Annotated in this window: 21 protein-coding genes and 1 pseudogene; 14 read left to right on the forward strand and 8 right to left on the reverse strand. The window is 71.0% G+C overall.

Translation table 11 applies throughout. The features are described 5' to 3' along the window. Positions 1–14: 14 nt before the first annotated feature. The 3 genes from D187_RS03000 to D187_RS03010 are packed head-to-tail and all read right to left on the reverse strand — an operon-like array spanning position 15 to position 2,360. Positions 15–410, reverse strand: a complete 396-nt coding sequence (locus D187_RS03000) for a VOC family protein (RefSeq protein WP_002622928.1) — start codon at positions 408–410, stop codon at positions 15–17. 31 nt (positions 411–441) lie between these two features. Continuing rightward, positions 442–1,080, reverse strand: a complete 639-nt coding sequence (locus D187_RS03005) for a CPBP family intramembrane glutamic endopeptidase (RefSeq protein ID WP_002622926.1) — start codon at positions 1,078–1,080, stop codon at positions 442–444. Next, the gene (locus D187_RS03010) at positions 1,077–2,360 is read right to left on the reverse strand and encodes an NAD(P)/FAD-dependent oxidoreductase (protein WP_051256178.1); all 1,284 of its coding nucleotides are present in this window, start codon (positions 2,358–2,360) and stop codon (positions 1,077–1,079) included. The genes D187_RS03005 and D187_RS03010 overlap by 4 nt, the downstream gene beginning before the upstream one ends. 172 nt (positions 2,361–2,532) lie before the next feature. On the opposite strand from D187_RS03010, the gene D187_RS54640 reads away from it, so the two are divergent. From D187_RS54640 to trpA, 6 genes are read left to right on the forward strand one after another with little or no spacing between them, the layout of a single operon-like run. Next, positions 2,533–2,682 carry a hypothetical protein gene (locus tag D187_RS54640; protein ID WP_020917746.1) on the forward strand — a complete coding sequence of 50 codons (150 nt, stop codon included), beginning with the start codon at positions 2,533–2,535 and terminating at the stop codon, positions 2,680–2,682. 6 nt (positions 2,683–2,688) lie between these two features. Then, the gene (gene trpD, locus D187_RS03015) at positions 2,689–3,705 is read left to right on the forward strand and encodes an anthranilate phosphoribosyltransferase (protein WP_002622922.1); all 1,017 of its coding nucleotides are present in this window, start codon (positions 2,689–2,691) and stop codon (positions 3,703–3,705) included. After that, the gene (locus D187_RS03020) at positions 3,702–4,502 is read left to right on the forward strand and encodes an indole-3-glycerol phosphate synthase TrpC (protein WP_002622921.1); all 801 of its coding nucleotides are present in this window, start codon (positions 3,702–3,704) and stop codon (positions 4,500–4,502) included. Before trpD ends, D187_RS03020 begins: the two co-directional genes overlap by 4 nt. After that, positions 4,499–5,134: a phosphoribosylanthranilate isomerase gene (locus D187_RS03025; RefSeq protein WP_002622920.1), complete on the forward strand. Its 636-nt coding sequence runs from the start codon at positions 4,499–4,501 to the stop codon at positions 5,132–5,134. Before D187_RS03020 ends, D187_RS03025 begins: the two co-directional genes overlap by 4 nt. 11 nt (positions 5,135–5,145) lie before the next feature. Next, the gene (gene trpB / locus D187_RS03030) at positions 5,146–6,354 is read left to right on the forward strand and encodes a tryptophan synthase subunit beta (RefSeq protein WP_002622919.1); all 1,209 of its coding nucleotides are present in this window, start codon (positions 5,146–5,148) and stop codon (positions 6,352–6,354) included. Beyond that, positions 6,351–7,142, forward strand: a complete 792-nt coding sequence (trpA, locus tag D187_RS03035; RefSeq protein WP_002622918.1) for a tryptophan synthase subunit alpha — start codon at positions 6,351–6,353, stop codon at positions 7,140–7,142. The genes trpB and trpA overlap by 4 nt, the downstream gene beginning before the upstream one ends. A gap of 6 nt (positions 7,143–7,148) precedes the next feature. Here trpA and D187_RS03040 read toward each other — a convergent pair whose 3' ends face one another. Genes D187_RS03040 through D187_RS03055 form a run of 4 tightly spaced genes read right to left on the reverse strand, consistent with a single transcriptional unit; the run spans position 7,149 to position 9,747 of the window. Then, positions 7,149–8,012 (reverse strand): cell division cycle protein 123 family protein, encoded by an 864-nt coding sequence (locus tag D187_RS03040; protein WP_081713534.1) that lies wholly within the window; start codon positions 8,010–8,012, stop codon positions 7,149–7,151. Continuing rightward, positions 7,984–8,460: an SMI1/KNR4 family protein gene (locus tag D187_RS03045; protein ID WP_002622916.1), complete on the reverse strand. Its 477-nt coding sequence runs from the start codon at positions 8,458–8,460 to the stop codon at positions 7,984–7,986. Before D187_RS03045 ends, D187_RS03040 begins: the two co-directional genes overlap by 29 nt. A gap of 16 nt (positions 8,461–8,476) precedes the next feature. Beyond that, positions 8,477–9,349, reverse strand: a complete 873-nt coding sequence (locus tag D187_RS03050) for an HNH endonuclease (protein WP_002622915.1) — start codon at positions 9,347–9,349, stop codon at positions 8,477–8,479. A 5-nt stretch (positions 9,350–9,354) separates the two neighbouring features. After that, positions 9,355–9,747: a hypothetical protein gene (locus tag D187_RS03055; protein ID WP_002622914.1), complete on the reverse strand. Its 393-nt coding sequence runs from the start codon at positions 9,745–9,747 to the stop codon at positions 9,355–9,357. A gap of 404 nt (positions 9,748–10,151) precedes the next feature. Between D187_RS03055 and D187_RS57385 the strand changes: the two are divergent. Then, positions 10,152–10,255, forward strand: a pseudogene (locus D187_RS57385) (SMI1/KNR4 family protein); the annotation flags it as partial. 10 nt (positions 10,256–10,265) lie between these two features. On the opposite strand, the gene D187_RS03060 reads toward D187_RS57385, so the two are convergent. Beyond that, positions 10,266–12,755 carry an efflux RND transporter permease subunit gene (locus D187_RS03060; RefSeq protein WP_155893124.1) on the reverse strand — a complete coding sequence of 830 codons (2,490 nt, stop codon included), beginning with the start codon at positions 12,753–12,755 and terminating at the stop codon, positions 10,266–10,268. 170 nt (positions 12,756–12,925) lie between these two features. On the opposite strand from D187_RS03060, the gene D187_RS03065 reads away from it, so the two are divergent. The 7 genes from D187_RS03065 (at position 12,926) to D187_RS03095 (ending at position 21,624) form a co-directional block, all read left to right on the forward strand. Further along, positions 12,926–13,525 carry a histidine phosphatase family protein gene (locus tag D187_RS03065; RefSeq protein WP_043427856.1) on the forward strand — a complete coding sequence of 200 codons (600 nt, stop codon included), beginning with the start codon at positions 12,926–12,928 and terminating at the stop codon, positions 13,523–13,525. A gap of 63 nt (positions 13,526–13,588) precedes the next feature. Beyond that, positions 13,589–15,079, forward strand: coding sequence for an RCC1 domain-containing protein (locus D187_RS03070; RefSeq protein ID WP_002622908.1), 1,491 nt, complete (start codon positions 13,589–13,591; stop codon positions 15,077–15,079). Continuing rightward, a complete protein-coding gene (locus tag D187_RS03075) occupies positions 15,076–16,506 on the forward strand; it encodes an RCC1 domain-containing protein (RefSeq protein WP_002622907.1) in 1,431 nt (476 codons plus the stop codon). Before D187_RS03070 ends, D187_RS03075 begins: the two co-directional genes overlap by 4 nt. Continuing rightward, entirely contained in the window at positions 16,503–17,921 is a 1,419-nt protein-coding gene (locus D187_RS03080) for a di-heme oxidoreductase family protein (protein WP_002622906.1), read from the forward strand. The genes D187_RS03075 and D187_RS03080 overlap by 4 nt, the downstream gene beginning before the upstream one ends. A 98-nt stretch (positions 17,922–18,019) precedes the next feature. Further along, positions 18,020–19,141, forward strand: a complete 1,122-nt coding sequence (locus D187_RS03085; protein ID WP_002622905.1) for an imelysin family protein — start codon at positions 18,020–18,022, stop codon at positions 19,139–19,141. Positions 19,142–19,147: 6 nt separating this feature from the next. Then, on the forward strand, positions 19,148–20,524 hold the full coding sequence (locus D187_RS03090; RefSeq protein WP_002622904.1) for a di-heme oxidoreductase family protein: 1,377 nt from the start codon (positions 19,148–19,150) through the stop codon (positions 20,522–20,524). Next, complete coding sequence (locus tag D187_RS03095; protein WP_002622903.1) at positions 20,521–21,624, forward strand: imelysin family protein; 1,104 nt, start codon at positions 20,521–20,523, stop codon at positions 21,622–21,624. Before D187_RS03090 ends, D187_RS03095 begins: the two co-directional genes overlap by 4 nt. The last annotated feature ends 10 nt before the right edge of the window (positions 21,625–21,634 follow it).

The raw sequence follows: 21,634 nt of genomic DNA on the forward strand, positions 1-21,634 counted from the left end.
TCATGAGGCGAACTTCACGGTACGGGACGGTAGGTGCCGAAGCTCCAGACATGGCCCTCGCAGTCGCGCGCCGCGTAATCCCGCGAGCCATAGTCGGTGTCGAAGGGCTCCCTCACGATGACGGCCCCCGCCGCCCGGGCCCGGGCACAGTGGGCGTCGATGTCGCGCACGTAGACGTACGGAGCCATGCCGGCGTTGCCGTAGATGTCGTCCTTCTGGCTGCCCAGCATGAAGATGCCCGTGCCGAAGCGCAGCTCGGCGTGGGCCACGGTGTCGTTGGGCCCGGGCACCACCAGGTGCTCCTCGAAGCCGAAGGCGGCCGCCAGCCACTTGATGGCCGCGGGCGCGTTCTTGTAGCGCAGCATGGGGTAGAAGGTCGGGGCGGCGGCGCTGGCGGTGGGCTGGCTCATGGCGATTCCCTCTCGAGGACGCGGGGTTGTGTCAGACGACTGGCAACAGCACGATGATGAGCACATCCCAGAGCGCGTGGCTCACCCACGGGGCCAGCAGGCCACGGCGCCACTCGGCGAGCAGGCCCCAGGCGAGCGAGGTGGGAAACGCCGCGAGCGCCAGCAGGGGCTCCTTGAAGAAGAGCAGCAGGAGGCTCGACAGGGCGGCGGCCACCACGACGCAGCCCCGGGCGCCCATCCTCGGCCGCAGGGCGCCCTGCACCACCCCACGCCAGAACACCTCCTCGGCGGGGGCGATGAGCAGCGCCAGCGTCACCGCGGAGAGCCACCCGCCCCGGCCAAAGCCCGTATAAACATCCAGCAGGGGCTCGCAGAGCACCCGCGAGAAGCCTCCGCACAGCGCCCACAACACGCCGCGCGAGCCCACGTACAGCACGCCCGCGAACGTCACGCCCCACAGCACGTCCTCGCCCCGGGGCACCAGCCGCGCCCGCCCCTCCCGGCCGAGCGCCAGCACCGAGACGGCCATCCAGAGCGCGCAGTAGAGCGCGGCCCACGCGAAGAAGTGGGGAGGGTTCCAGCGCACCAGGGCGGTCCACCCCACCACGCCCACCGCCGAGGCCACGAGCCAGCCCGGATGCGCACCCCGCGTCGGTTCATTCATCGTCATGGCGGGTCCAGCTCCCAGTCGCGCAGCAGGGCCTCGGCCGCGCGCCGTCCCGACGTCATCGCCCCGTCGATGGAGCCATTCTCCCGGTAGTCCCCACAGGCATACAGCCCGGGCGACAGCCGCACCCGCCGAGGGGAGTCCTCCCACGACTCGGGCGACTGCTCCGGCAGGGCCTGGGGAAGCTCATACGTGCGCAGATGCCGCCACCCCTTCACGCCTCCGCCAAACCACTCCGTGAGCTGCTCGCGCACGCGCGCCTCCAGGGACGCCGCGTCCTCCACCGGCTCCAGCACCGACACCGAGACGAGGGCCTGCCCGGCGGGGGCGTACTCGGGTGCCACCTCGCTCATCACCGCGAGGTTGTTCACCGGCCCACGCCCCTCCCCGTTGAGCACCAGGTAGGGCCCGCGCACGGGCGGCTCGGGGGCGGAGAAGTACAGGCACGTCACCGCGTTCATCCGCCGCGAGGGCATGCCGGGCAGGAGCTCCGCCGCCGCGGGCGCGTCCGTGGCCACCACCACCGCGTCACAGTCCTCGCGCGCCCCCGACGCCAGCCGCACCCGGTGCCCGAAGACCTCCTCCACCGGCGTGTTCAGCTTCAACGTGCCCTCGGGCAGCTTCGCGGCGAGCTGCGCGGAGAGCGCCCCCATGCCCCGCGCGGGCACCACCGTGGCCCCGGTGGCGAACATCCGGAAGACGAACTCCAGCATGCGGCTCGAGGTGCTCAGCGCCTTCTCCAGGAAGATGCCGCCGAAGAAGGGCTGGAGGAAACCCTCCAGCATCGCGTCGGAGAAGCCCACGTCGCGCAGGTACTCCCGCGACGTCTTCTGCGGGCGCTGGAACACCTCCTCCACCGAGCCGGCCTGCGCCTGCTTCCACAAGTCGAGAACGTGCAACTTGTCGGTGAACGAGCCCACGGGATTGAAGGCATGCAGCGCGGCGTGCAGCGGCCGGCGGAAGGGATCCGCCACCAGGTGCATTCCTCCCTTGCGCCAGACCCGCGCCCCGGGGAAGAAGCGCCGCAGCTCGAGTGCCCGGTAGTCCAACCACCGGGGAGGCTCCGGGTAGGCGGTGAGGAACACCTGGAAGCCTCGATCCAGCAGGAAGCCGTCCACCGCGTCCGTGCGCACCCGGCCCCCCACCCCATCCCCCGCCTCCAGCACGCGCACCTTCACTTTCGCCTGGTGAAGCAGCCGCGCACACGTCAACCCCGCCAGCCCCGCCCCCACCACGATGACGTCCGGCTTGCCCACGGCTCGAGCCTCCCTCGAAGTCCCCATTTCCCGTCCTACATTGATTCCCTGATTCGTCCCAGTCAGACTCGCCGGAAATCTGGAGACCAGCGGACACGTTCCTCACATCCGAGGCACTCCGCGTCCATCCAGATGACCCGCGGTCCCCAATCACCGGCACCTCTTTCCCAGGTGGCGGCACATCGGAGAATCACCAGCCATGTTGATCGTGATGCGACCAGACGCGACGGCCCAGGACATCGAGCGTGTAAACGACGAGATCCGCCGTCATGGCTGGCGACCGCACGCGATCTCCGGTGAGACCCGCACGACGGGCGTCCTGGGCCGTGACGTGGCGCGACTGGAGTAACCAGACATGACGCTCAAGGAAGCGCTGAGCCGGGTCGCCCACCGACGCGACCTGACGCGCGAGGAAATGGCCTCGGTGATGGGTCAGATGCTCGCGGGAGAAGCAACGCCCGCCCAGGTGGGCGGCCTCGCGGTCGCGTTGCGCATGAAGGGTGAGACGGAAGACGAGCTGCTCGGGGCGGCCGAGGCCATGCGCGCGTGCGCCACGCGCATCCATCCGCGCTCCGAGGTGGTGCTCGACACCTGCGGCACGGGTGGCGATGGCGCCAACACCTTCAACATCTCCACCGCCGTGGCCCTCGTGGCCGCGGGAGCGGGGGTGACGGTGGCCAAGCACGGCAACCGGGCGGTGTCCTCGCGCTGTGGCAGCTCGGACGTGCTCGCGGCCCTGGGCGTCCCCATGGACCGCTCGCACGAGCAGGTGACGCATGACATCGACGCGCACGGGGTGGGCTTTCTCTTCGCGCCCTCGCACCACAGCGCCCTGCGCCACGTGGCGCCGAGCCGGCGTGAACTCGGCCTGCACACCATCTTCAACCTGCTGGGCCCGCTGACCAACCCCGCGGGCGCGCGCTATCAGCTGCTCGGCACCTTCGCCGGGGAGCGCCTGGAGCAGACGGCGCGCGTGCTCTCGCGGCTGGGCAGCCGCAGGGCCTGGGTGGTGCACGGCCGCGACGGGCTGGACGAGCTATCGCCGTGCACGGCCTCGGACGTGGCGGAACTGCGCGAGGACGGCTCGGTGCGCCTGTTCACCCTCCACCCCGAGGACGCGGGGCTCGAGCGCGTGCCGCCCGAGTCCATCATCGGCGGAGACGTGGAGGACAACGCCCGGCGCTTCCAGGCGCTGCTCGCGGGAGAGCGCTCCGGAGTGCGCACCGCCGTGGTGCTCAACACCGCGGCGGCGCTCGTGGTGGTGGGCAAGGCGGCCAACCTGAAGGAAGGCGCCATGCGGGCGGTGGAGTCGCTCGACTCCGGTGCCGCGGCTTCCAAGCTGGCGTCGCTCGTGAAGGGCGGTGCGGCATGAGCGCGCCCGTGCCTCCCACCGACAAGCTCGAGGCCATCTTCGCGCGCAAGCGCCGGGAGCTCGCCGCGCGCGGGCCCCGAGTGGCCGAGCATCCCCGTCCCCCCGGGCGGGACTTCGCCGCCGCCCTCACCCGGCACCGTCCGGGCCTGCCCATCAACGTCATCGCCGAGGTGAAGCGCCGCAGCCCCTCGGGCGGTGACTTCCCGCACACGGACCTGGTCTCCGTGGCACGGGGCTACGAGGCCGCGGGCGCCTGCGCCATCAGCGTGCTCACCGACGACGTGGACTTCGGCGGGAGCCTCGAGGATCTGCTCCAGGTGCGCGCGGCCGTGTCCGTGCCCGTGCTGCGCAAGGACTTCCTCGTGGCGCCCCAGGAGATCGAGGAGAGCGCGGCGCTGGGCGCGGACGCGATCCTGCTCATCGCGGACGCGCTGGAGGATGGCGCCCTCGCGGAGATGGTGGCCACGGCCAGGGCGTGCCGGGTGGCGGCGCTCGTCGAGGCCCACACCCAGGAGCACGCCGAGCGAGCGCTCCAGGCGGGCGCGGAGCTGGTGGGCATCAACAACCGCAACCTCGCCACGCTGCGCACGGACATCGCCACCGCCCTGCGGGTCATCCCGCTCTTGCGCGGCCGGGCCAAGACATTCGTGGCCGAGAGTGGCCTCAAGACGCACGAGGACTTCGTGGCGGCCCGGTCGGCGGGCGCGGACGCGGTGCTCGTGGGGGAATCCCTCCTGCGCGCGCCCCATCCGGGTGAGGCGCTGGCGCGGCTGCTGACGCCTGGGAAGACGACATGAGCACACGGGTGAAGATCTGCGGGCTCACCCGCGTGGAGGACGCGCGCATGGCGTGGGCCGCGGGCGCGGACGCGCTGGGGCTCAACTTCTACGCGCGCTCGCCCCGGTACGTGACGCCCGAGGTGGCGGCGGCCCTGGCGCGCACCCGGCCCGCGTTGGGCGCGGTGGTGGGCGTCTTCGTCAACGAGTCCCCCGACGTCATCCGCGCCCGGGTGCGTGACTGCGGGCTCACGGCGGTGCAGCTGCACGGAGACGAGCCACCCGAGGCCTGCTCGGGCTACGGCGTGCCCGTCATCAAGGCCCTGCGCATCCGGGGCCCCGAGGACGTGGAGCGGGCGCGCGCCTACGTGGGCGTGGGCGACGTGGCGACGCTGCTCCTGGACGGAGCGGCGCCGGGCTACGGCGGAGGCGGCGTGGGCTTCGACTGGTCGCTGGTGGCGAGGCTGACGGACGCGGGCGTGCCGGTGCTGGTGGCCGGCGGGCTGAATCCGGGCAACGTGCGCGACGCCGTGCGCGCCACGCGGGCCTACGGAGTGGATGTGGCGAGCGGGGTGGAGTCGAGCCCCGGTATCAAGGACGCGGACGCGGTGCGTGCCTTCGTGCGCGCCGTGAAGAGCACCTTTTCGGAGTGAGGAAGACGACCATGGACACGAAAACCGCCCCGGGCCGCTTTGGCCGTTACGGCGGCCGTTACGTGCCGGAGACGTTGGTGCCGGCGCATCAGGAGTTGGAGCTCGCCTACGCCGAGGCCCAGAAGGATCCGTCCTTTGGCGAGCAGGTGGCGCAGGTGCTGCGCGAGTTCGTCGGGCGCGAGACGCCGCTGACGCCCGCGCGCCGGCTCACCGCGCTGTGGGGCGGCGCCGAGGTGTGGCTCAAGCGCGAGGACCTGGCGCACACGGGCGCGCACAAAATCAACAACACCATCGGCCAGGTGCTGCTGGCCAAGCGCATGGGCAAGAAGCGCATCATCGCGGAGACGGGCGCGGGCCAGCACGGCGTGGCCACCGCCACCGCGTGTGCCCTCTTCGGCCTGCCCTGCGAGGTGTACATGGGCGCGCTGGACGTGGAGCGCCAGTCGCTCAACGTCTTCCGCATGAAGGCCCTGGGCGCCACGGTGCACCCGGTGGAGTCGGGCTCGCGCACCCTCAAGGACGCGATGAACGAGGCCATGCGCGTGTGGGTGGCGCAGATTCATGACACCCACTACGTCATCGGCAGCGCGGCCGGGCCCCACCCCTACCCCACCATCGTCCGCGACTTCCAATCCGTCATCGGCAAGGAAGTGCGCACCCAGTCGATCGTCGCCTTCGGCCAGCTTCCCGACGCCATCATCGCGTGCATCGGCGGCGGCTCGAACGCCATCGGCATCCTCCACCCCTTCATCGGCGACAAGAACGTGCGGCTCGTCGGCGTGGAGGCCGGTGGCCACGGGCTCGACTCGGGCCAGCATGGCGCGTCCCTGACGCTGGGCACCGAGGGCGTGCTGCATGGCTCGCGCTCGCTGGTGCTCCAGGACGAGCACGGGCAGATCATCGAAGCGCACTCCATCTCCGCGGGCCTGGACTACCCGGGCGTGGGGCCGGAGCTGGCGTACCTGGCGAAGACGGGGCGGGTGGAGGTGCGCACCGCCACGGACGACGAGGCGCTCAAGGCCTTCTACGAGGTGTGCCGCAACGAGGGCATCCTCCCCGCGCTCGAGTCCTCGCACGCCTTCGCGCGCGCGGGGGAGCTGGCGCGCGAGCTGGGCAAGGGCAAGTACCTGGTCATCAATTGTTCGGGCCGCGGAGACAAGGACGTGGCCACCATCGCGGCGCGGGGCGTGCCTCCGGCCATCCGTCTGGAGGGAGCATGAGCGGGGCAATCGCGGACGCATTCGCCCGGGCCAAGGCCCGTGGAGAGGGCGCGCTGGTGGCGTACGCCATGGCGGGAGACCCGGACCTTCCCCGCTCGGTGGACGTGTTCGCCGCGTGCGTGGAGGGCGGCGCGGACATCCTGGAGATTGGCGTGGCGTTCAGCGACCCAATCGCCGACGGCCCCGTCATCCAGGGCGCCTCCGAGCGCGCGCTCAAGGCTGGCTCCACGCTGCGGCGCGTGCTGGACGAGGTGGTGCCCGCCGTGCGCGAGCGCTGCCCCCAGACGCCGCTCGTGGTGATGACCTACGTCAACGTCATCATGGCCCTGGGCGAGGAGCGCTACGCGAAGCTCGCCCGGGAGCGCGGCGTGTCGGGCACCATCCTGCCAGACCTGCCGCCCGAGGAGAGCGTCGACCTCCGCCAGGCGTTCGACCGCGAGGGAGTGGAGCTCATCCCCCTGTGCGCGCCCACCACGTCGCCCAAGCGGGCGGAGAGCATCGCCAAGGACGCGCGGGGCTTCGTCTACTGCGTGTCGGTGGCGGGCGTGACGGGCATGCGCTCGCAGCTCCCGGCGGACCTGTCCGAGCGCCTGGAGCTGGTGCGCCGCGTGTCCCCGGTGCCGGTGGTGGCCGGCTTCGGCATCTCCTCGGCCGAGCAGGCCCGGGTGGTGGGCGCCCACGCGGATGGCGTCGTGGTGGGCAGCGCCATCGTGCGCGCCGCCCAGGCGGATGGGCCCTCCGCGGCCCGTCAGGTGTGCGCCGACATCAAGCGCGGCCTCAAGCGCTGAGCGCGCTCACGGGGGCGACCCAAGCAGGTTTTGAGCCTGCCCTGGTTGCGATGGCGCACCGCTTGCCGGCTGACAACAGTCGGCCAGCGGCCTTTGCTGCACGCCGGCCTCGCTGCGCCAGCGAATCGAGCGGTCCAGACGCTCATCGCAAGCGTCGAACAGGCCGGCGTCGGTCGTCGCACCGAAGGGGTTGATTTCGATCAGCACCGCGCGCGCCGCCAGAGGGCTGGGCAAGGGCAAGCAGGCGTCGAAGACAAAGGAAGGCAGCGGCAGCCGCTGCAGCAATTGCGCGGCCAGTTGCAGCAGCGATGCGATGCCGGTGCGCTGCAACTGCGCGCAAGCGCCGCTGTCCAGCGCCTGCGCATGCCAGTACTGCGTAATGCCCAGCAACTGGCGTTCATGCACAAAGCAGCGCCATTCCTGCGCCGACGACATCGGCTGCCATTCACGTAGGAAGATCGAGGGCGTCCAGTGGTTCTGCATGCAGCGCCGGTAGTCGACGAACATCCGGCGTGAACCCGCGCTCAGCAGCGCGATCGCCTCGGCGCCGCTGTCGGCGCGCCCGCCGCTGAGCACAAAGCGCTCGGTGTCCTTGGGACTGCGCGAACCGAGACGCACGAAGGCGCCGGCAGGAAACTGTTGCAGCAGGCCGTCCAGTTGAGCCTGCAATGCCGTCAACGGCGCCGTCCCCACCGCATCGAACAAGCTGGCGGCGATGCCGTTGCGGCGCGCCAGCGCATGCAGTTGCGCCCGCGTCAACTCGATGCCTTGTTGCCGAAACGACAACGCCTGCACCTGTGGCGGCCAGCACTCGATCCACGTGCTTCGCTCGACATCAGCTTCAGTGCAGACGGTTGGCAAGAAAGTCATCGAAGCTGTCGGCGACAAAGCCGACGTTGTCCTCGGTCGGTGTTGTGCCTTCCTCGGCTTCCATTTCGCGCAGCCAGTAAAGCACCTCACCCACCCGCGAACCAGTCGTGCGCAGCAATAGCAGATTGCCACCCGGGTCGCGTCCGATCGCGACGGTGCCGGACGGCAAGCGGCCGCGAAAATCGACGCGGTTCGCCACCAGAAGGTTCTCCTCCCGTTCCTCATAAATAGAAAAGAACCAGGACAACAGCGAACTCTTGCCGGCCGCGGCAGCGGCTTGGCTCGCTTGCCAGCTGATGTCGAAGCGGTCCGGCTCCGGGCGGCCGCCGTTGTGTTGCAGCATGAAGGCGCGATAATCGGCTGGCAGGCGCACACCGAGCTGCTGCTCGGCGTCATCGAGCGCCGAAGTGGCCAAAGGCCCCAGGTCATCAAGAATCCGTGTGCTCATTGAGGAACTCCTGTGTTCAATAGCCTGGGTCGCGCGCCAGTGCGGCGCCGCCGCTGTGCGGCACATTGTTGTGCAAGGACGAGGGAATCAACTCCATCGTCACGCCGTCCGGATGGTGATGCCAGGTGTAGCCACGCGGTTCATTGAACTTCTCCACACCGAGACGCTCGGCCATCGCCTGTCGTGCGGCCGGGAAGTCGACGCCGTTGTCGCCCTTCATCGGAATCTCCACCCGCGCCGGCAGCTTGTTGCCAGCCGCATCGGTCAGTTGGTGAGTGTAGTCGGAAAAGTCCGGGTAGCCCTTCTCGAACGGGATGGGCTTGCCACCGGTCACCGATTCGATCGCTTTCAGACGATCCGCGTCCATGCCGGATGTGGCGGGATCCCAGGCGCTGTCGCCACGCTCGCCGGCCCAGCCATTGCGCGGTGATTGGGTGCCAAACCGGTTGCCACCAACCGGGCAGCCGTTGACCAAGCCATCCTCGATGCGCTCCGCTTTGGCCAGAGCCTTGTTCGCGCGTATCGAGGCGGCGTCGCTCTTCAGCGCATTGGTGACGACCTGCTTGGCGCGCACGAGGTTGTCGGCGATACGCTCCTTCAGCCTGGCCATCTTGGCGAGCAACTCGGCGCCCTTGGCCGTCTTGCCGATTGCATCTCCGGCGTAGGGAATCATCGAGACCAGCGACATGCCGGCGCCGAACCAGTCACCGCGGGCGGCGCTGAGCAGTGCGCCCGCGGCATCGCTAATCGGCGTCGGGTCGACCAGGCCCGCGGCATCGAGCGCCGCTTGCGCGATGTCGAGCTGCAACTCACGGCTAGCCGCCTTGGCATCGGCCTGAATTTCGTCGAGCTGTTGTTTGACCTGCGGGCTGTTGAGACTGGCTCCCATGAAGCTCAGTCCCCTTCGAACCAGCGCTGCTTGTGCAGCGTCGCTTCAACCGCGCGCCACACCGGCTCGGCCGTGTTCCTGGCGACGGCCTGCAGCCGCTGATGAGCGGGCAGCGACGTCTCGGTGAGCACAGCATGAATCGCCGGGTGCTCATGAAACTGGGGGCCAAACTCGAACATCAGCATCACGAACCCGGCGATGTCGGGCGGGTCGGCCATGCCGTAGCGTTTGGCCGCCGCGCAGGCCTGCCGCAACATCTCTTGCAGCAGCTCGGCTGGCAGGTCGGCCACCACCGCGGCATGCTCGCTGCGGACCAACCGCTCCAGCGCGGTCAAGAACATCGCCTCGCTGTTCTGCACCATCGCCTGCATCTGCTCGCGCGAAATCTTCAAACTCATGCGAGTGAGCCCCCAGCACCGCCGCCGGTCGAGCCCGCCAGCGCGCGAGCCGATCTGGCCACCGACTGAGGGCGCAGCACGGTCGCGGCATTGCGATGGCTCAGCAGCGGCGTCATGTCGGATTCGAGCATCGCTTGCGCCACCGGTTTGGAGTCACCGATCAACAGCAGCCGCATAGCGGCGGGCGCGGGGCTTGGCCTTGTCGCTGAACGGCCGAAGCCCAACTCGAAGTCCGAGCATCCTGACATGTTCTCCCCCCTGGTTCAGATGCACATGCCGCCTGACCACGAGGTTCCATCGCAGGCGGACAAGAAGAACACGGCCCATACGCGAAGGGCCTGATTCACGGAAAGTCAGGGTATGGGACGCACTAAAATCCGTCAACACGCGCACGATGCTCTGAACATCCCCCCGCCACGCCCGATGAGTTCGAGCGGCGAGTGGGCTGGAAACTCGATCCGGACCTGCGGGCCTTCCTTACCTGCACTGCAACAGTGCCGAGTTTTTGATCGACCCTGTCAGGTCGAGGAAGGCCGGACGTCTTCCTCCGGCTCCACCCCCTCGGGCAGCGGCAGGGACGAGAGCACGCCCTCGTCCTCCGCCACGGCGGCCGGCACACGGCGCTCCAGCAGCGCGAGCAGCGAGGGGAAGAGCACCGTCGTCCCCAGGAACGAGCAGCCCACGCCCAACAGCGCCAGCTCTCCGATGGAGTGCAGCCCCGGGTGGCGCGCCGTGAGCAGCGCGCCGTAGCCCGCCGCGTTGGAGAGCGTGGCCACCACCGCCGCCACGCCCGTGGTGCGCACCACGTGGGACAGCGAGCCCGGCCCCTCCTCGCGGTAGCGGTGGTAGAGGTGCACCGCGTTGTCCACGGCGATGGCCAGCAGGTTGGGCAGCACCACGGCGTTGATGAAGTTGAGCTTGAGCCCGTACAGGTGCATCGCCGCCGGCAGGCACGCGAGCCCCAGGTACAACGGCCCCGCCACCAACCCCGCCCGGCGCAGGCTGCGCAGGCTCAGGGTGATCATCGCGAACACCGCCAGGCTCGCCGCCAGCAGCAGCCAGGGGCCGTCCTTCTCCACCAGATCGAAGATGCGGTAGGCGATGAGGTTCGAGTCGAGCACCTGCACCTCCAGGCCCCGCGCCCGCGCCACCTCGCGCAACTCCTCCATCTGCGCGCCGAAGCGGTGCAGCGCGTCCGTGTCGGAGAGCGACTCGTTCTTGAAGGCCATCACGAAGCTGCCCTCGCCATCCAGCGCGGTGAAGCGGCGGCGCACCTCCGCGGGCAACGCCTCCACCCCATAGGGCTTCGCCGCGAGCAGCGCCTCCAGCCGCTCGAGCGCGGGACGCACCTTCTCCGATTCCCGAGCGGCCTCGGGCAGGCGGTCCACGAAGGCGCGCAGGGTGGCGCGCTCGGCCTCCACGTCCGCGCCCGTGCGCGGCAGGAAGTCGCTGAGCGACGCCACCTCCGAGAAGATGCGGTCCTCGCCGTGGCGGGCCTCCAGCTCGCGCAGCGCGCTCGCGAGCCGCTCCGCCTGCGCCACGTCCGGCGTGAGGAACACCGTGGGCGCGTGGCGCCGTCCGAGCTGGGCGATGATGTGGTCGTCCAGCCGGGTGGCGGCAAACTCCCCGCGCAGCTTGCGCATGTCGGGCTCGAAGCCGAGGGACCCCGCCACCGACGCCGAGTAGGCCACGAGCGCGCATACCCCGACGACCACGGCCACCAGCAGGGACCGGGGCACGGGCCCCCGCGGCGGACGCGGAGGCCGGGCCGGCAGGGGCTGTGCCGCGCGCAGGGGCCGCAGCCGCTCGGCCAGCGCGATGAGCGAGGGGCCCACCAGGTACGTGGCCAGCACCGTGGACAGCACGCCCGCGGCGGCGATCCACCCGAACTGGGCGAAGGCCTGGAACTCGGCGAGCGTGAGCGCGGCGAAGGCGGCGGCGTTGGTGCTGGCCGACGTCAGCGCGCCCGCCCACGTGCCCTGCACCGCCTCGCGCAGGGCCGCCTCGGCGGGCAGGCCCCGGCGCTCCTCGGCGTAGCGCATCGCCAGGTGCAGGCCGTACTCGATGCCCAGGCCGATGAGGATGGCCACGAGGAAGCCGGTGATGATGTTGAGGTAGCCGATGGTCACCTGCACCATCGCGAACGTGACGAGCAGGCCCACGCCCACGGGCGCTCCCACCACCAGCAGCGCCGTGAGGCGCCGGCACGACACCGCGACGATGAGCGCCGCGATGATGCCCGACAAGAGCGAGGCGCGCGTGAGGTCCTCGCGCATCCGCCGGTCCTCCTCCAGCCGCAACACGTGCGCGCCCGTCGCGTCCGTCTTCACCCCGGCGAAGCCACGCGCCACCTCGGCGCTCGTCTCCCGCACGCGCGTCACCAGCCGCTGGGCGAAGACCAGGTCTCCCGCGAGCCCCGCCGGCTTCACGAACAGGTACAGCTCCCGCCCATCCGGAGAGCTCAGGTACTCGCTCACCCCGAGCTTCGGCGCGTGCCGACGGGCAACCTCCTCGAACGACAGGGGCGGCGTGGTCTCCGCCCCCAGGTCCACGTAGAGCGGGTTGGCGGCGCGCTTGTGCTGCCGCACGGCCTCCTCCAGGTCCTTGCGCAGCGCCTGGAGCTTCGGCGCGGAGAGCAACAGGAGGGCCCGGTCCGAGAAGAAGCGCGTGTCATAGCGGTACTCGACGTAGCGCACCTCCTCCAGCGCCTCGAGCCGGGGCGCCAGCGCCTGGGCGAAGCGGCGCAGCTCCTCGGGGGAGGCCCCCATGGCGCGCAGGACGAGGTACCCATCGCCTCCGGCCTTCCGGGACACGGCCTCCAGGTCGCGCACCTCCACGGTGTTCGCCGGGAGCAGCTCCACGAACGAGCCATGGAAGCCCAGGCGCGAGGCCAGCAGCCCCGCCAGCAGCGCCACGGCCAGGACTCCCGCCAGGACCCGCCCGGGGTGGCGGTAGGACAACCGGGTGAAGTGCTCCATCCCCTTGCCGACATCCACTCGAAAGCGCACGACTCCTCACAGATGATGGGGTGGGCCCCGGCTCTGGCACACGGCTGCTACCGCGTTGTGTCATGAATGACTCCGCCCCCCAAGAGTCCTGGTCTTCCGTTAATACTTCTTAAAACCCCGAGCCTGCCTGCTTGCTCCTCCCCCCGGAGCACTCCCCCCGAGGTCCGCCGATGAATCAGTCCCTGCCGCTCGTCGTTCTCGTCCGCCACGGAGAAACCGCGTGGAGCCGCACCGGCCACCACACGGGCCGCACGGACCTGCCCCTGCTGGAAGAAGGGCGGCAAATGGCGCTCAAGCTGCGCGAGCCCCTGCGCCAGTGGGACTTCGCCGCCGTGTGGACCAGTCCCCTGCGCCGGGCGATCGACACGTGCGAATTGGCCAACCAGGGCCACGGCGCCGAGCAGCGCGCGGACCTGACGGAGTGGGACTACGGCACCTTCGAGGGCAAGACCAAGGCGGAGATCCGCGCCCTGGATCCGGACTGGGTCATCTGGAAGAAGGGCGTGCCGGGCGGAGAGAAGATCAAGGACGTGGGCCTGCGCGCCGACCGCATCATCGCCGGCATCTACAAGGCCAAGGGCCCCGTGCTCCTCTTCTCCCACGGCCACCTGCTGCGCGTGCTCACCGCGCGCTGGCTGGGCCTGGCGCCCACCGACGGACGCCTCTTCGTGCTGGGCACCGGCTCCATCAGCGTGCTCACCGTCCACCAGGATGACGCCAACCAGCCCGTCATCCAGCGCTGGAACGACACGCACCACCTCAACAAGTGACCTCCGGGACGGCCCCCCGTCCCCTTGCGCCCCGAAGACGCGCCCTGTTACAAGCGCGCCCACATGTCGATATTGCGAGTCAATTTCAACTCCCGCCCCTTCCCCCTCCTGCTGCTGGCGCTGCTGGGGGCGTGTGGAACGAGGGAGGAGGACCCGCCGGAGACAGACACGCAAGCGCCTCGCATCACGCTCACCACGCCAGGGGACGCGTCGCGCGTGGCGCTCGCGCGCTTCCAGGTGGCGGGCACGGTGGAGGATGACTCGGGGCTCGCGGAGCTGAGCTGGCGGCTCAACGAGGGCGAGCCGGTGGCGCTCGGCGCGGAGGGCGGGCAGCGGCGGGCACTGGACTTCGAGCTCCAGCCGCGTCCGGGCCGCAACGTCCTGGTGGTGCACGCGCGCGACACGCGGGGCAACGAGGCGACGTCCTCGGTGGGCTTCACCTTCGGCAACCAGACGGGCGCGGGAGCGCTGCACGGGGGCGCGGTGCGCGACGGCGTCCTCTACAGCTGGGGACGCAACAACCGGGGGCAGCTCGGGCTCGGGAGCACCACGAACAGCAAGAGCCCGGTGAAGGTGGAGGGGCTGACGGACGTGGCCGCCATCGCCTTCGCCCAGAACGACTCCCTGGCGATTCAGCGGGACGGCTCGGTGTGGACGTGGGGAGACAACGCGAGCGGCCAGCTCGGCCAGGCGGCGCCCGGCGCGTCCGACACGACGGTGCGCCTGGTGCCCACGCGCGTGCCCGGCATCTCCGACGCGGTGGCCGCCGCGGTGGGCTACAGGCACATGCTGGTGCTGCACCGGGACGGGCACGTGTCCGCCTTCGGCGAGAACGGCAACGGCCAGCTCGGCGACGGCACCACCACGGATCGGCACTTCCCCGTGCCCGTCTCCGGGCTCACCGACGTCGTCCGGGTCATCGGCGGCTCGCAGCACTCGGCCGCGGTGCGCGCCGACGGCACCGTCTGGGTGTGGGGCAACAATGGCTATGGCAACCTCGGCCTCGGCACCCACGACGACGAGCCCCACGCCACGCCCACGCGCGTGCCCGGCCTCACCGGCGTGGTGGACCTCGCCAACGGGCGCGACCACCTGCTCGCCCTGCACGAGGACGGCACGGTGTCCGCCTGGGGCCTCAACGCCAGCGGCCAGCTCGGCGATGGGCAGCCAGGCGCGGAGGACCAGCGCGACAGTCCCGTCCAGGTCCAGGGCCTCACGGAGGCCACCGCCGTCTTCGCCCAGGGCACCATGAGCTTCGCCCTCCGGCGCGACGGCACGCTGTGGGGCTGGGGCGAGAACGTCAATGGACAGCTCGGCACGGGAGACACCACCCGGGCCTCCGTGCCCACCACCCCGGTGCTGCTGCGCGTGGAGCCCCCCGAGCCCCTCACCGGCCTGGACGACGTGAGCCCCGGCGCCACCCATGTCATCGCCCACCACCGGGACGGGCTGCTGTTCGCCTGGGGCTGGAGCGTGGGAGGCTCGCTGGGCGGTGGCTCGGACCAGTTGGAGCAGTGGGCCTATCCCCTGCCCCAGCAGGTGGTGTTGCCATGAGCCCGAGAGCCGCCCTCCGCGCCGCGAGCCCGCTGCTCGCGCTGTGCGCCCTCGCCTGTGGCCACGAGCCCCCGCCCCCGGCTCCGCCCGCGCCCGACACCCAGGCCCCCCACGTGCGCCTCCTCTCCCCCGCCGAGGGGCAGGACGTCGCCGCCTTCCAGGTGCATGTCCGGGGAGCGCTCGAGGACGACCAGGGCGTGGTGCGCGCCTCCTGGTCCCTCAATGGCACGCCGTCCGTGGACTTCACGCCCTCGGCGACCTTCACCCTCGAGGGCCGCCCCCTCCCGGGCACCAACCACCTGCGCGTGGAGGCCGTGGACGCGGCGGGCAACACGGGCGTGGCCGAGGTGCGCTTCCGGTGGGGCACCTCGCTCGCCGCGGGGCTGTCGCACTCGGCGGCCCTGCGCGACGGCCAGCTCTTCACCTGGGGCGGCAACGACGCGGGACAACTGGGACGCCCGGACGCCGGGAACACGCCCCACCCCCTTCCCGTCCCGGGGCTCGCCCCAGTGCGCGCGGTGGTGGCCGGTCCCTCCTCGACCCTCGTCCTCCTGGAGGAGGGCGGCGCATGGGCCTGGGGCACGCTGCCCCGGGGACTCGTCCCGGCGCGGAAGGAGCCCTCCACGCCCACCCGGGTGGAGAGTCCCGGCCCGGTGGTGGACGTGGCGCTCGGCGCGAGCCATGCCCTGCTGCTGCTCGCCGACGGCACGGTGCTCGCGGTGGGAAGCAACACGAAGGGACAACTGGGGCTCGGCTCGACCGCGCCCGTGGAGGCCCCCACGCGCGTGCCCGGCCTGTCGGACATCGTCCGCGTGGCCGTGGGCACCGCGCACTCCGTGGCGCTGCGCCGCGATGGCACCGTCTTCACCTGGGGCGACAACGGCGATGGCCAGCTCGGCAACGGAGAGCTGGATGCCACGCCCCACCCCGAGCCCCTGGAAGTGGCGCACCTCGGCCAGGTGGTGGACATCGCGACGGGACGAGGCCATGTGCTGGCGCTCGGCGCGGACGGCCGCGTGCGGGCATGGGGCCTGGGCATGTCGGGACAGCTCGGCCATGGCAAGAGTGGGATGCTCGGAAGCCGGGCCCAACCCGTGGACGTGCTGGACGTGACGGACGCGGTGGCCGTGTCCGCCCTCAACAACGTCGGCTTCGCGCTCTCGGCCTCGGGGACGCTCTGGGCGTGGGGGCAGAACTCCAACGCGCAGCTCGGAGATGGCAGCCTCGCGGAGCGGCCAAGGCCCATCCAGGTCCAGGGGCTCGGGCCCGTGCGCGCCGTGGCGGCGGGCTCCCTGCACACGCTCGCCTGCACCCGGGACGGGGACTGCCTCGCCTGGGGCGCCAACCACGACGGGCAGCTCGGCGCGAGCACGCCCTCCGAGGGCTCTCCCCGCTCTCCGACTCCCCTCCCGGTGGTGTTCCCATGAAGCCCGCGCACGCGCTCGTCACCATCGGCTGGGGCCTGCTCGCCGCATGTGGCCCGACCACGCGGGCACCGGACGACGACTCCCACCCGAGCCATGCGGTGGTGGAAGTCGGCGAGGAGCGGCCCGGAGGCGGAGCCACGGTCCAGGACACGAGCGCACAGGCCTTCTCGCGTCCCGCGCCCTCGCTTCCCCTCTCGCGGCTGTCCGCGTTCGGCACGGGGGAGGCCCTGTTCGAGGCGGACTGGTTCGCGGCGCCCGACTCACGAGAAGATCGCGATGGCCTCGGCCCGCTCTTCAACTCCGTGTCCTGCGAGGCGTGCCACTTCCAGAACGGACGCGGCGCTCCACCCCAGGGCGCCGATCAGCCCACGGTCTCGCTGCTGCTGCGCCTGAGCGTGCCCGGCGAGGGCGAGCATGGGGGGCCCCGGCCCGAGCCCACCTATGGAGAACAACTCCAGACACGGGCCATTTCCGGAGTACCCGTCGAGGGACGCGCCACGCTCACCTGGGAGGAGCGCTCGGGCACCTTCGCGGATGGAGAGCCCTGGACGCTGCGCGCGCCCATCTATGTCCTCTCGCGGCTCGCCCACGGGCCGCTGTCGCCGGACGTGCGCCTGTCTCCGCGGGTGGCGCAGCCGCTGGTGGGACCGGGGCTGCTCGCGGCCGTGCCCGAGGAGCGTCTCCTCGAATGGGCGGATCCCGAGGACGCGGATGGAGACGGCATCTCCGGGCGGCCCAACCGGGTGTGGAGCGTGCGCCGGGGGCGGTGGGAGCTGGGGCGCTTCGGCTGGAAGGCCAACCAGCCCGACCTGGAGCAGCAGAACGCCGCGGCCATGAAGGGGGACCTCGGCATCACCTCGCCGCTCTTCCCCACCGAGTCCTGCACCGCCGCGCAGGCCACCTGCCTCTCGGCCTCCTCCGGCGGAGCCCCCGAGCTGGACGAGGGCAAGCTGGCCGCCCTCACCGCCTACACCGCCGCGCTCGCCGTCCCCGCCCGCCGTGGGCACGACCAGCCCCAGGTGCTCCAGGGCAAGGACGTCTTCCACCGCGTGGGCTGCGCCCGCTGCCACCGGCCCTCGCTCGAGACGGGAGAGGTAGAAGGCCGCCCGGAGCTGTCCCACCAGCGGCTGTGGCCCTACTCGGACCTGCTGCTGCATGACCTGGGGGAGGCGCTCGCCGACGGCTACGACGACTTCCTCGCCACCGGCAATGAATGGCGCACGCCCCCGCTGTGGGGCCTCGGCCTGACGCGCACCGTCAGCGGCCACACGCGCCTGCTCCATGATGGCCGGGCCCGCACGGTGCTCGAGGCCATCCTCTGGCACGGCGGCGAGGCCCAAGCCGCCCGCGACGCGGTGCTCCGCCTGTCCCGCACCGAGCGCGACGCCCTCCTCGCCTTCCTCGACTCGCTCTGAGCGGCTCCGGCGTCGCCTCCCCCGGATTCTTGGGGACCCACGTTTTGACAATGATTAGCAAATTCATTACGAAAGCACACTCGACGAGGGGGTTGGTCATGACGAAGCAGGGTTGGCTGGCATTGATGGCGGCGGGCACGCTGTTCACCGCGGGCTGTGGCACGAACGCGCTGGAGGAGTCGCGCGCGCGGCCGGTGGTGGAGCGCTACGCGGCGCTGACGTACGAGAACTACACGGATGTGGTGAAGCAGGCCGAGGCACTGCGCACGGCGGTGGAGGTCTTCGTGGCCAATCCGACCGAGGCGCGACTGGCGGAGGCGCGCAATGCGTGGCTCTCCGCCCGCACTTCCTATGGCCAGAGCGAGGCCTTCCGCTTCTACGGCGGCCCCATCGACGACGAGGACACCGGCCCCGAGGGGCAGATCAACGCCTGGCCGCTGGACGAGGCGTACATCGACGGCATCATCAATAGCCAGGAGCCGCTGACCCAGGAGCTGATCACCTCGATGAACGAGCGCGATGGAGAGACGAACATCTCCTCGGGCTACCACGCCATCGAGTTCCTGCTGTGGGGCAAGGACGAGAGCGACACGGGCCCGGGCAACCGGCCCGCTACGGACTTCGCCGACGAGGGCACGGCGCCCAACGCCGAGCGGCGCCGGCAGTACCTGAGCCTCGTGACGAAGCAGTTGGTGGAGGACCTGGAGTCGGTGCGGGACGCGTGGGCCCCCGGCCAGGACAACTACCGCAAGACGTTCGTGGCCGAGGCCCCCAAGGAGGCCGTGCTGAAGATTCTCACCGGCCTGGGCAGCCTGAGCGGCGCGGAGCTGGCGGGCGAGCGCATGACGGTGGCCTACGACAACAAGGACCAGGAGGACGAGCACTCCTGCTTCAGCGACAACACGCTCGCGGACCTGTACGGCAACGCGGTGGGCATCCAGAACGTGTACCTCGGGCGCTATGGCGGCACGGACGGCGCGGGTCTGGACGAGCTGGTGGCCGCGGTGGATCCGAAGCTGAACGACGAGATGAAGCAGCGGCTGCAAGCCAGCCTCGACGCCATCCAGGCAATCCCCGGCCCGTTCGATCAGGCTATCCTCGGCAATGACAGCAGCCCGGGGCGGCAGAAGGTGAAGGCCGCCATCGACGCGCTGCGGGCGCAGACGGAGACGCTCGTCGAGGTGGCCACCGCGCTCGGCATCCAACTCAACCTGGAGTAACCCGACATGCGGCGCGCGCTCATCCCCCTTCTGTGTCTGCTCGCCAGCGGCTGTGGTGACGACGACGCCCCCACGCCGGAGGAGGCATTGCCGGGCGGAGCGACGACGGTCCACGACACCACGCGCAACGCCTTCGCCCTGGCGGCCCGAAACCTCCAGGGCGAGCGGCGTGACGCCTTCTTCGTGGGCAACGCCCTGTTCAACCGCAACTGGGTGACGGCGCCCGCCTCCACCGAGGGCCTGGACGGGTTGGGGCCGACGTTCAACGCCTCCTCGTGCGCCGCATGTCATTTCAAGGATGGCCGGGGCAAGCCCCCGACCGAGCCGGGAGAGAAGCCCCTGTCGCTGCTCTTCCGGCTGAGCATCCCCGGCGTGGACGCGTCCGGGGGACCCCTGGCGGACCCCGTCTATGGCGGGCAGCTCCAGCCGCTCTCCATCCTCGGCGTCCCCGCCGAGGGGCAGGTGGCGCTCTCGTACAGCACCCACGAGGGCCAGTACGCGGACGGCACGCCCTGGTCTTTGGAAGAGCCCCACTACACCCTGGAGAACCTGGCCTTCGGCGCGCCCCACCCCGAGCTGAGGGTGAGCCCGCGCGTGGCGCCGGTGATGATCGGCCTGGGCCTGCTCGAGGCCATTCCGGACGCGGCGCTGGAGAAGCTCGCGGATCCCGAGGACCGGGATGGAGATGGCATCTCGGGCCGCGTCAACCATGTCTGGGATGTGCAGGCCCAGGCGGTGCGCGTGGGGCGCTTCGGCTGGAAGGCCAACCAGCCCAGCTTGAGCCAGCAGAACACGAGCGCCTTCCGGGGCGACATCGGCATCACCTCGGCGCTGTTCCCCGACGAGGATTGCCCCCCGGTCCAGACGGCCTGCCAGCAGGCGCCCAAAGGGGGCACGCCCGAGGTGGACGAGCAGAAGCTGGAGCAGGTGACGTTCTACTCGCGGATGCTGGCGGTGCCCGCGCGCCGGGACGCGGACGTGCCCGACGTGCTGCGCGGCCGGAGCCTCTTTCGCGAGGTGGGCTGCGCGAGCTGCCACGTGCCGCGCCACGAGACGGACACCCTGGAGGACGCTCCCGAGCTGTCCGGGCAGATCATCTTCCCGTACACGGATCTGCTGCTGCACGACATGGGCGAGGCGCTCTCCGACCACCGTCCCGACTTCGAGGCCACGGGCAGCGAGTGGCGCACGCCGCCGCTGTGGGGCATCGGGCTCGTGAAGACGGTCAACCGCCACACGCGCTTCCTGCACGATGGCCGTGCCCGCTCGCTGGAGGAGGCCATCCTCTGGCACGGAGGCGAGGGCGAGAAGGCCCGGGAACGCTTCCGCAACCTCTCCGCCACCGAGCGCGCCCAACTGCTGCGCTTCCTGGAGTCCCTGTGAACCGACTCTCGCGCCGTCTGTTGTCCGTTCCGCTCCTGCTGTCGCTCGCCCTCACGGGGTGTGGGGACTCGCAGGGCACTACCTTGCGCTCGGCCTTCCTCGGAGAGCTGGGCGAGAAGACCATCCTGCCCACCTACCGGGACTTCGACACGCGCACGGGCACGCTCGCCACCGCGCTCACGGAGTTGGAGCGCACGCCCACCGAGGCCACGCTCGCCACGGCCCAGGCCGCGTGGCGCGCCGTGCGCGAGCCCTGGGGCATCCAGGAGGCGCTCCACATCGGCCCCTCCGAGGAGTTGCACACGGGCGCCGCGGTGGATCAGGTGCCGTCGACGAGCGGCATCGACACCCTGCTCGCGGGCACGGCGCCGCTGACCGAGCAGAACGTCGCGGAGCTGGGCGCCAACCGCAAGGGCATGATGGCCATGGAGTACGTGCTCTTCGACTCGCAGGCGGGCAACGCGGCGGTGCTCGAGAGGCTCACCGCCCAGGGCGACGCCGGAGCGCGCCGCCGGGCCTACCTGCGGGCGCTCGGGGCCGTGCTGCACACCAACGCGGTGGAGGTCCACACCGCGTGGGAGCCGGACCAGGGCAACTACGTCGCGCAGCTGGCGAACGCGGGCACCAGCGGCAGCAAGTACGCCACCCAGAAGGAGGCGGTGGACGAGATCGTCAATCGCCTCATCGGCTCGGTGGAGGTGGCGGAGCTCAAGCTGTCCAAGCCGCTCGGGTTCGAGACCGGTGGCACCGTGCGCCCCGAGGAGGAGGAGGCACGACGCAGCGACAACTCGCTCGCGGACCTGACGCACGCGCTGGTGGGCATGGAGCGGCTGTGGACGGGGCCGGAGGGCAACGGAGGGCTCGCGCGCGTGGTGGCCGCCACCAACAAGAACCTGGACACGACGGTGCGCGAGGAGCTCGCGGCGGTGCGCTCGGCGCTCGAGTCCATTCCGCCCCCGCTGCGCACGGCCCTGCTGCAGAACCGCGAGTCGGTGGAGGCCGCCCGCGCCGCCCTCTCCAACCTGCGCGCCACGCTCGCCTCGGAGGTGGTGGCCAACCTGGGCGTGACGCTCAAGTTCAACGACAACGATGGGGATTGAGGCCGCGCCT

It is taken from the genome of Cystobacter fuscus DSM 2262, assembly GCF_000335475.2.
GTDB classification, from domain to species: Bacteria; Myxococcota; Myxococcia; order Myxococcales; family Myxococcaceae; genus Cystobacter; species Cystobacter fuscus.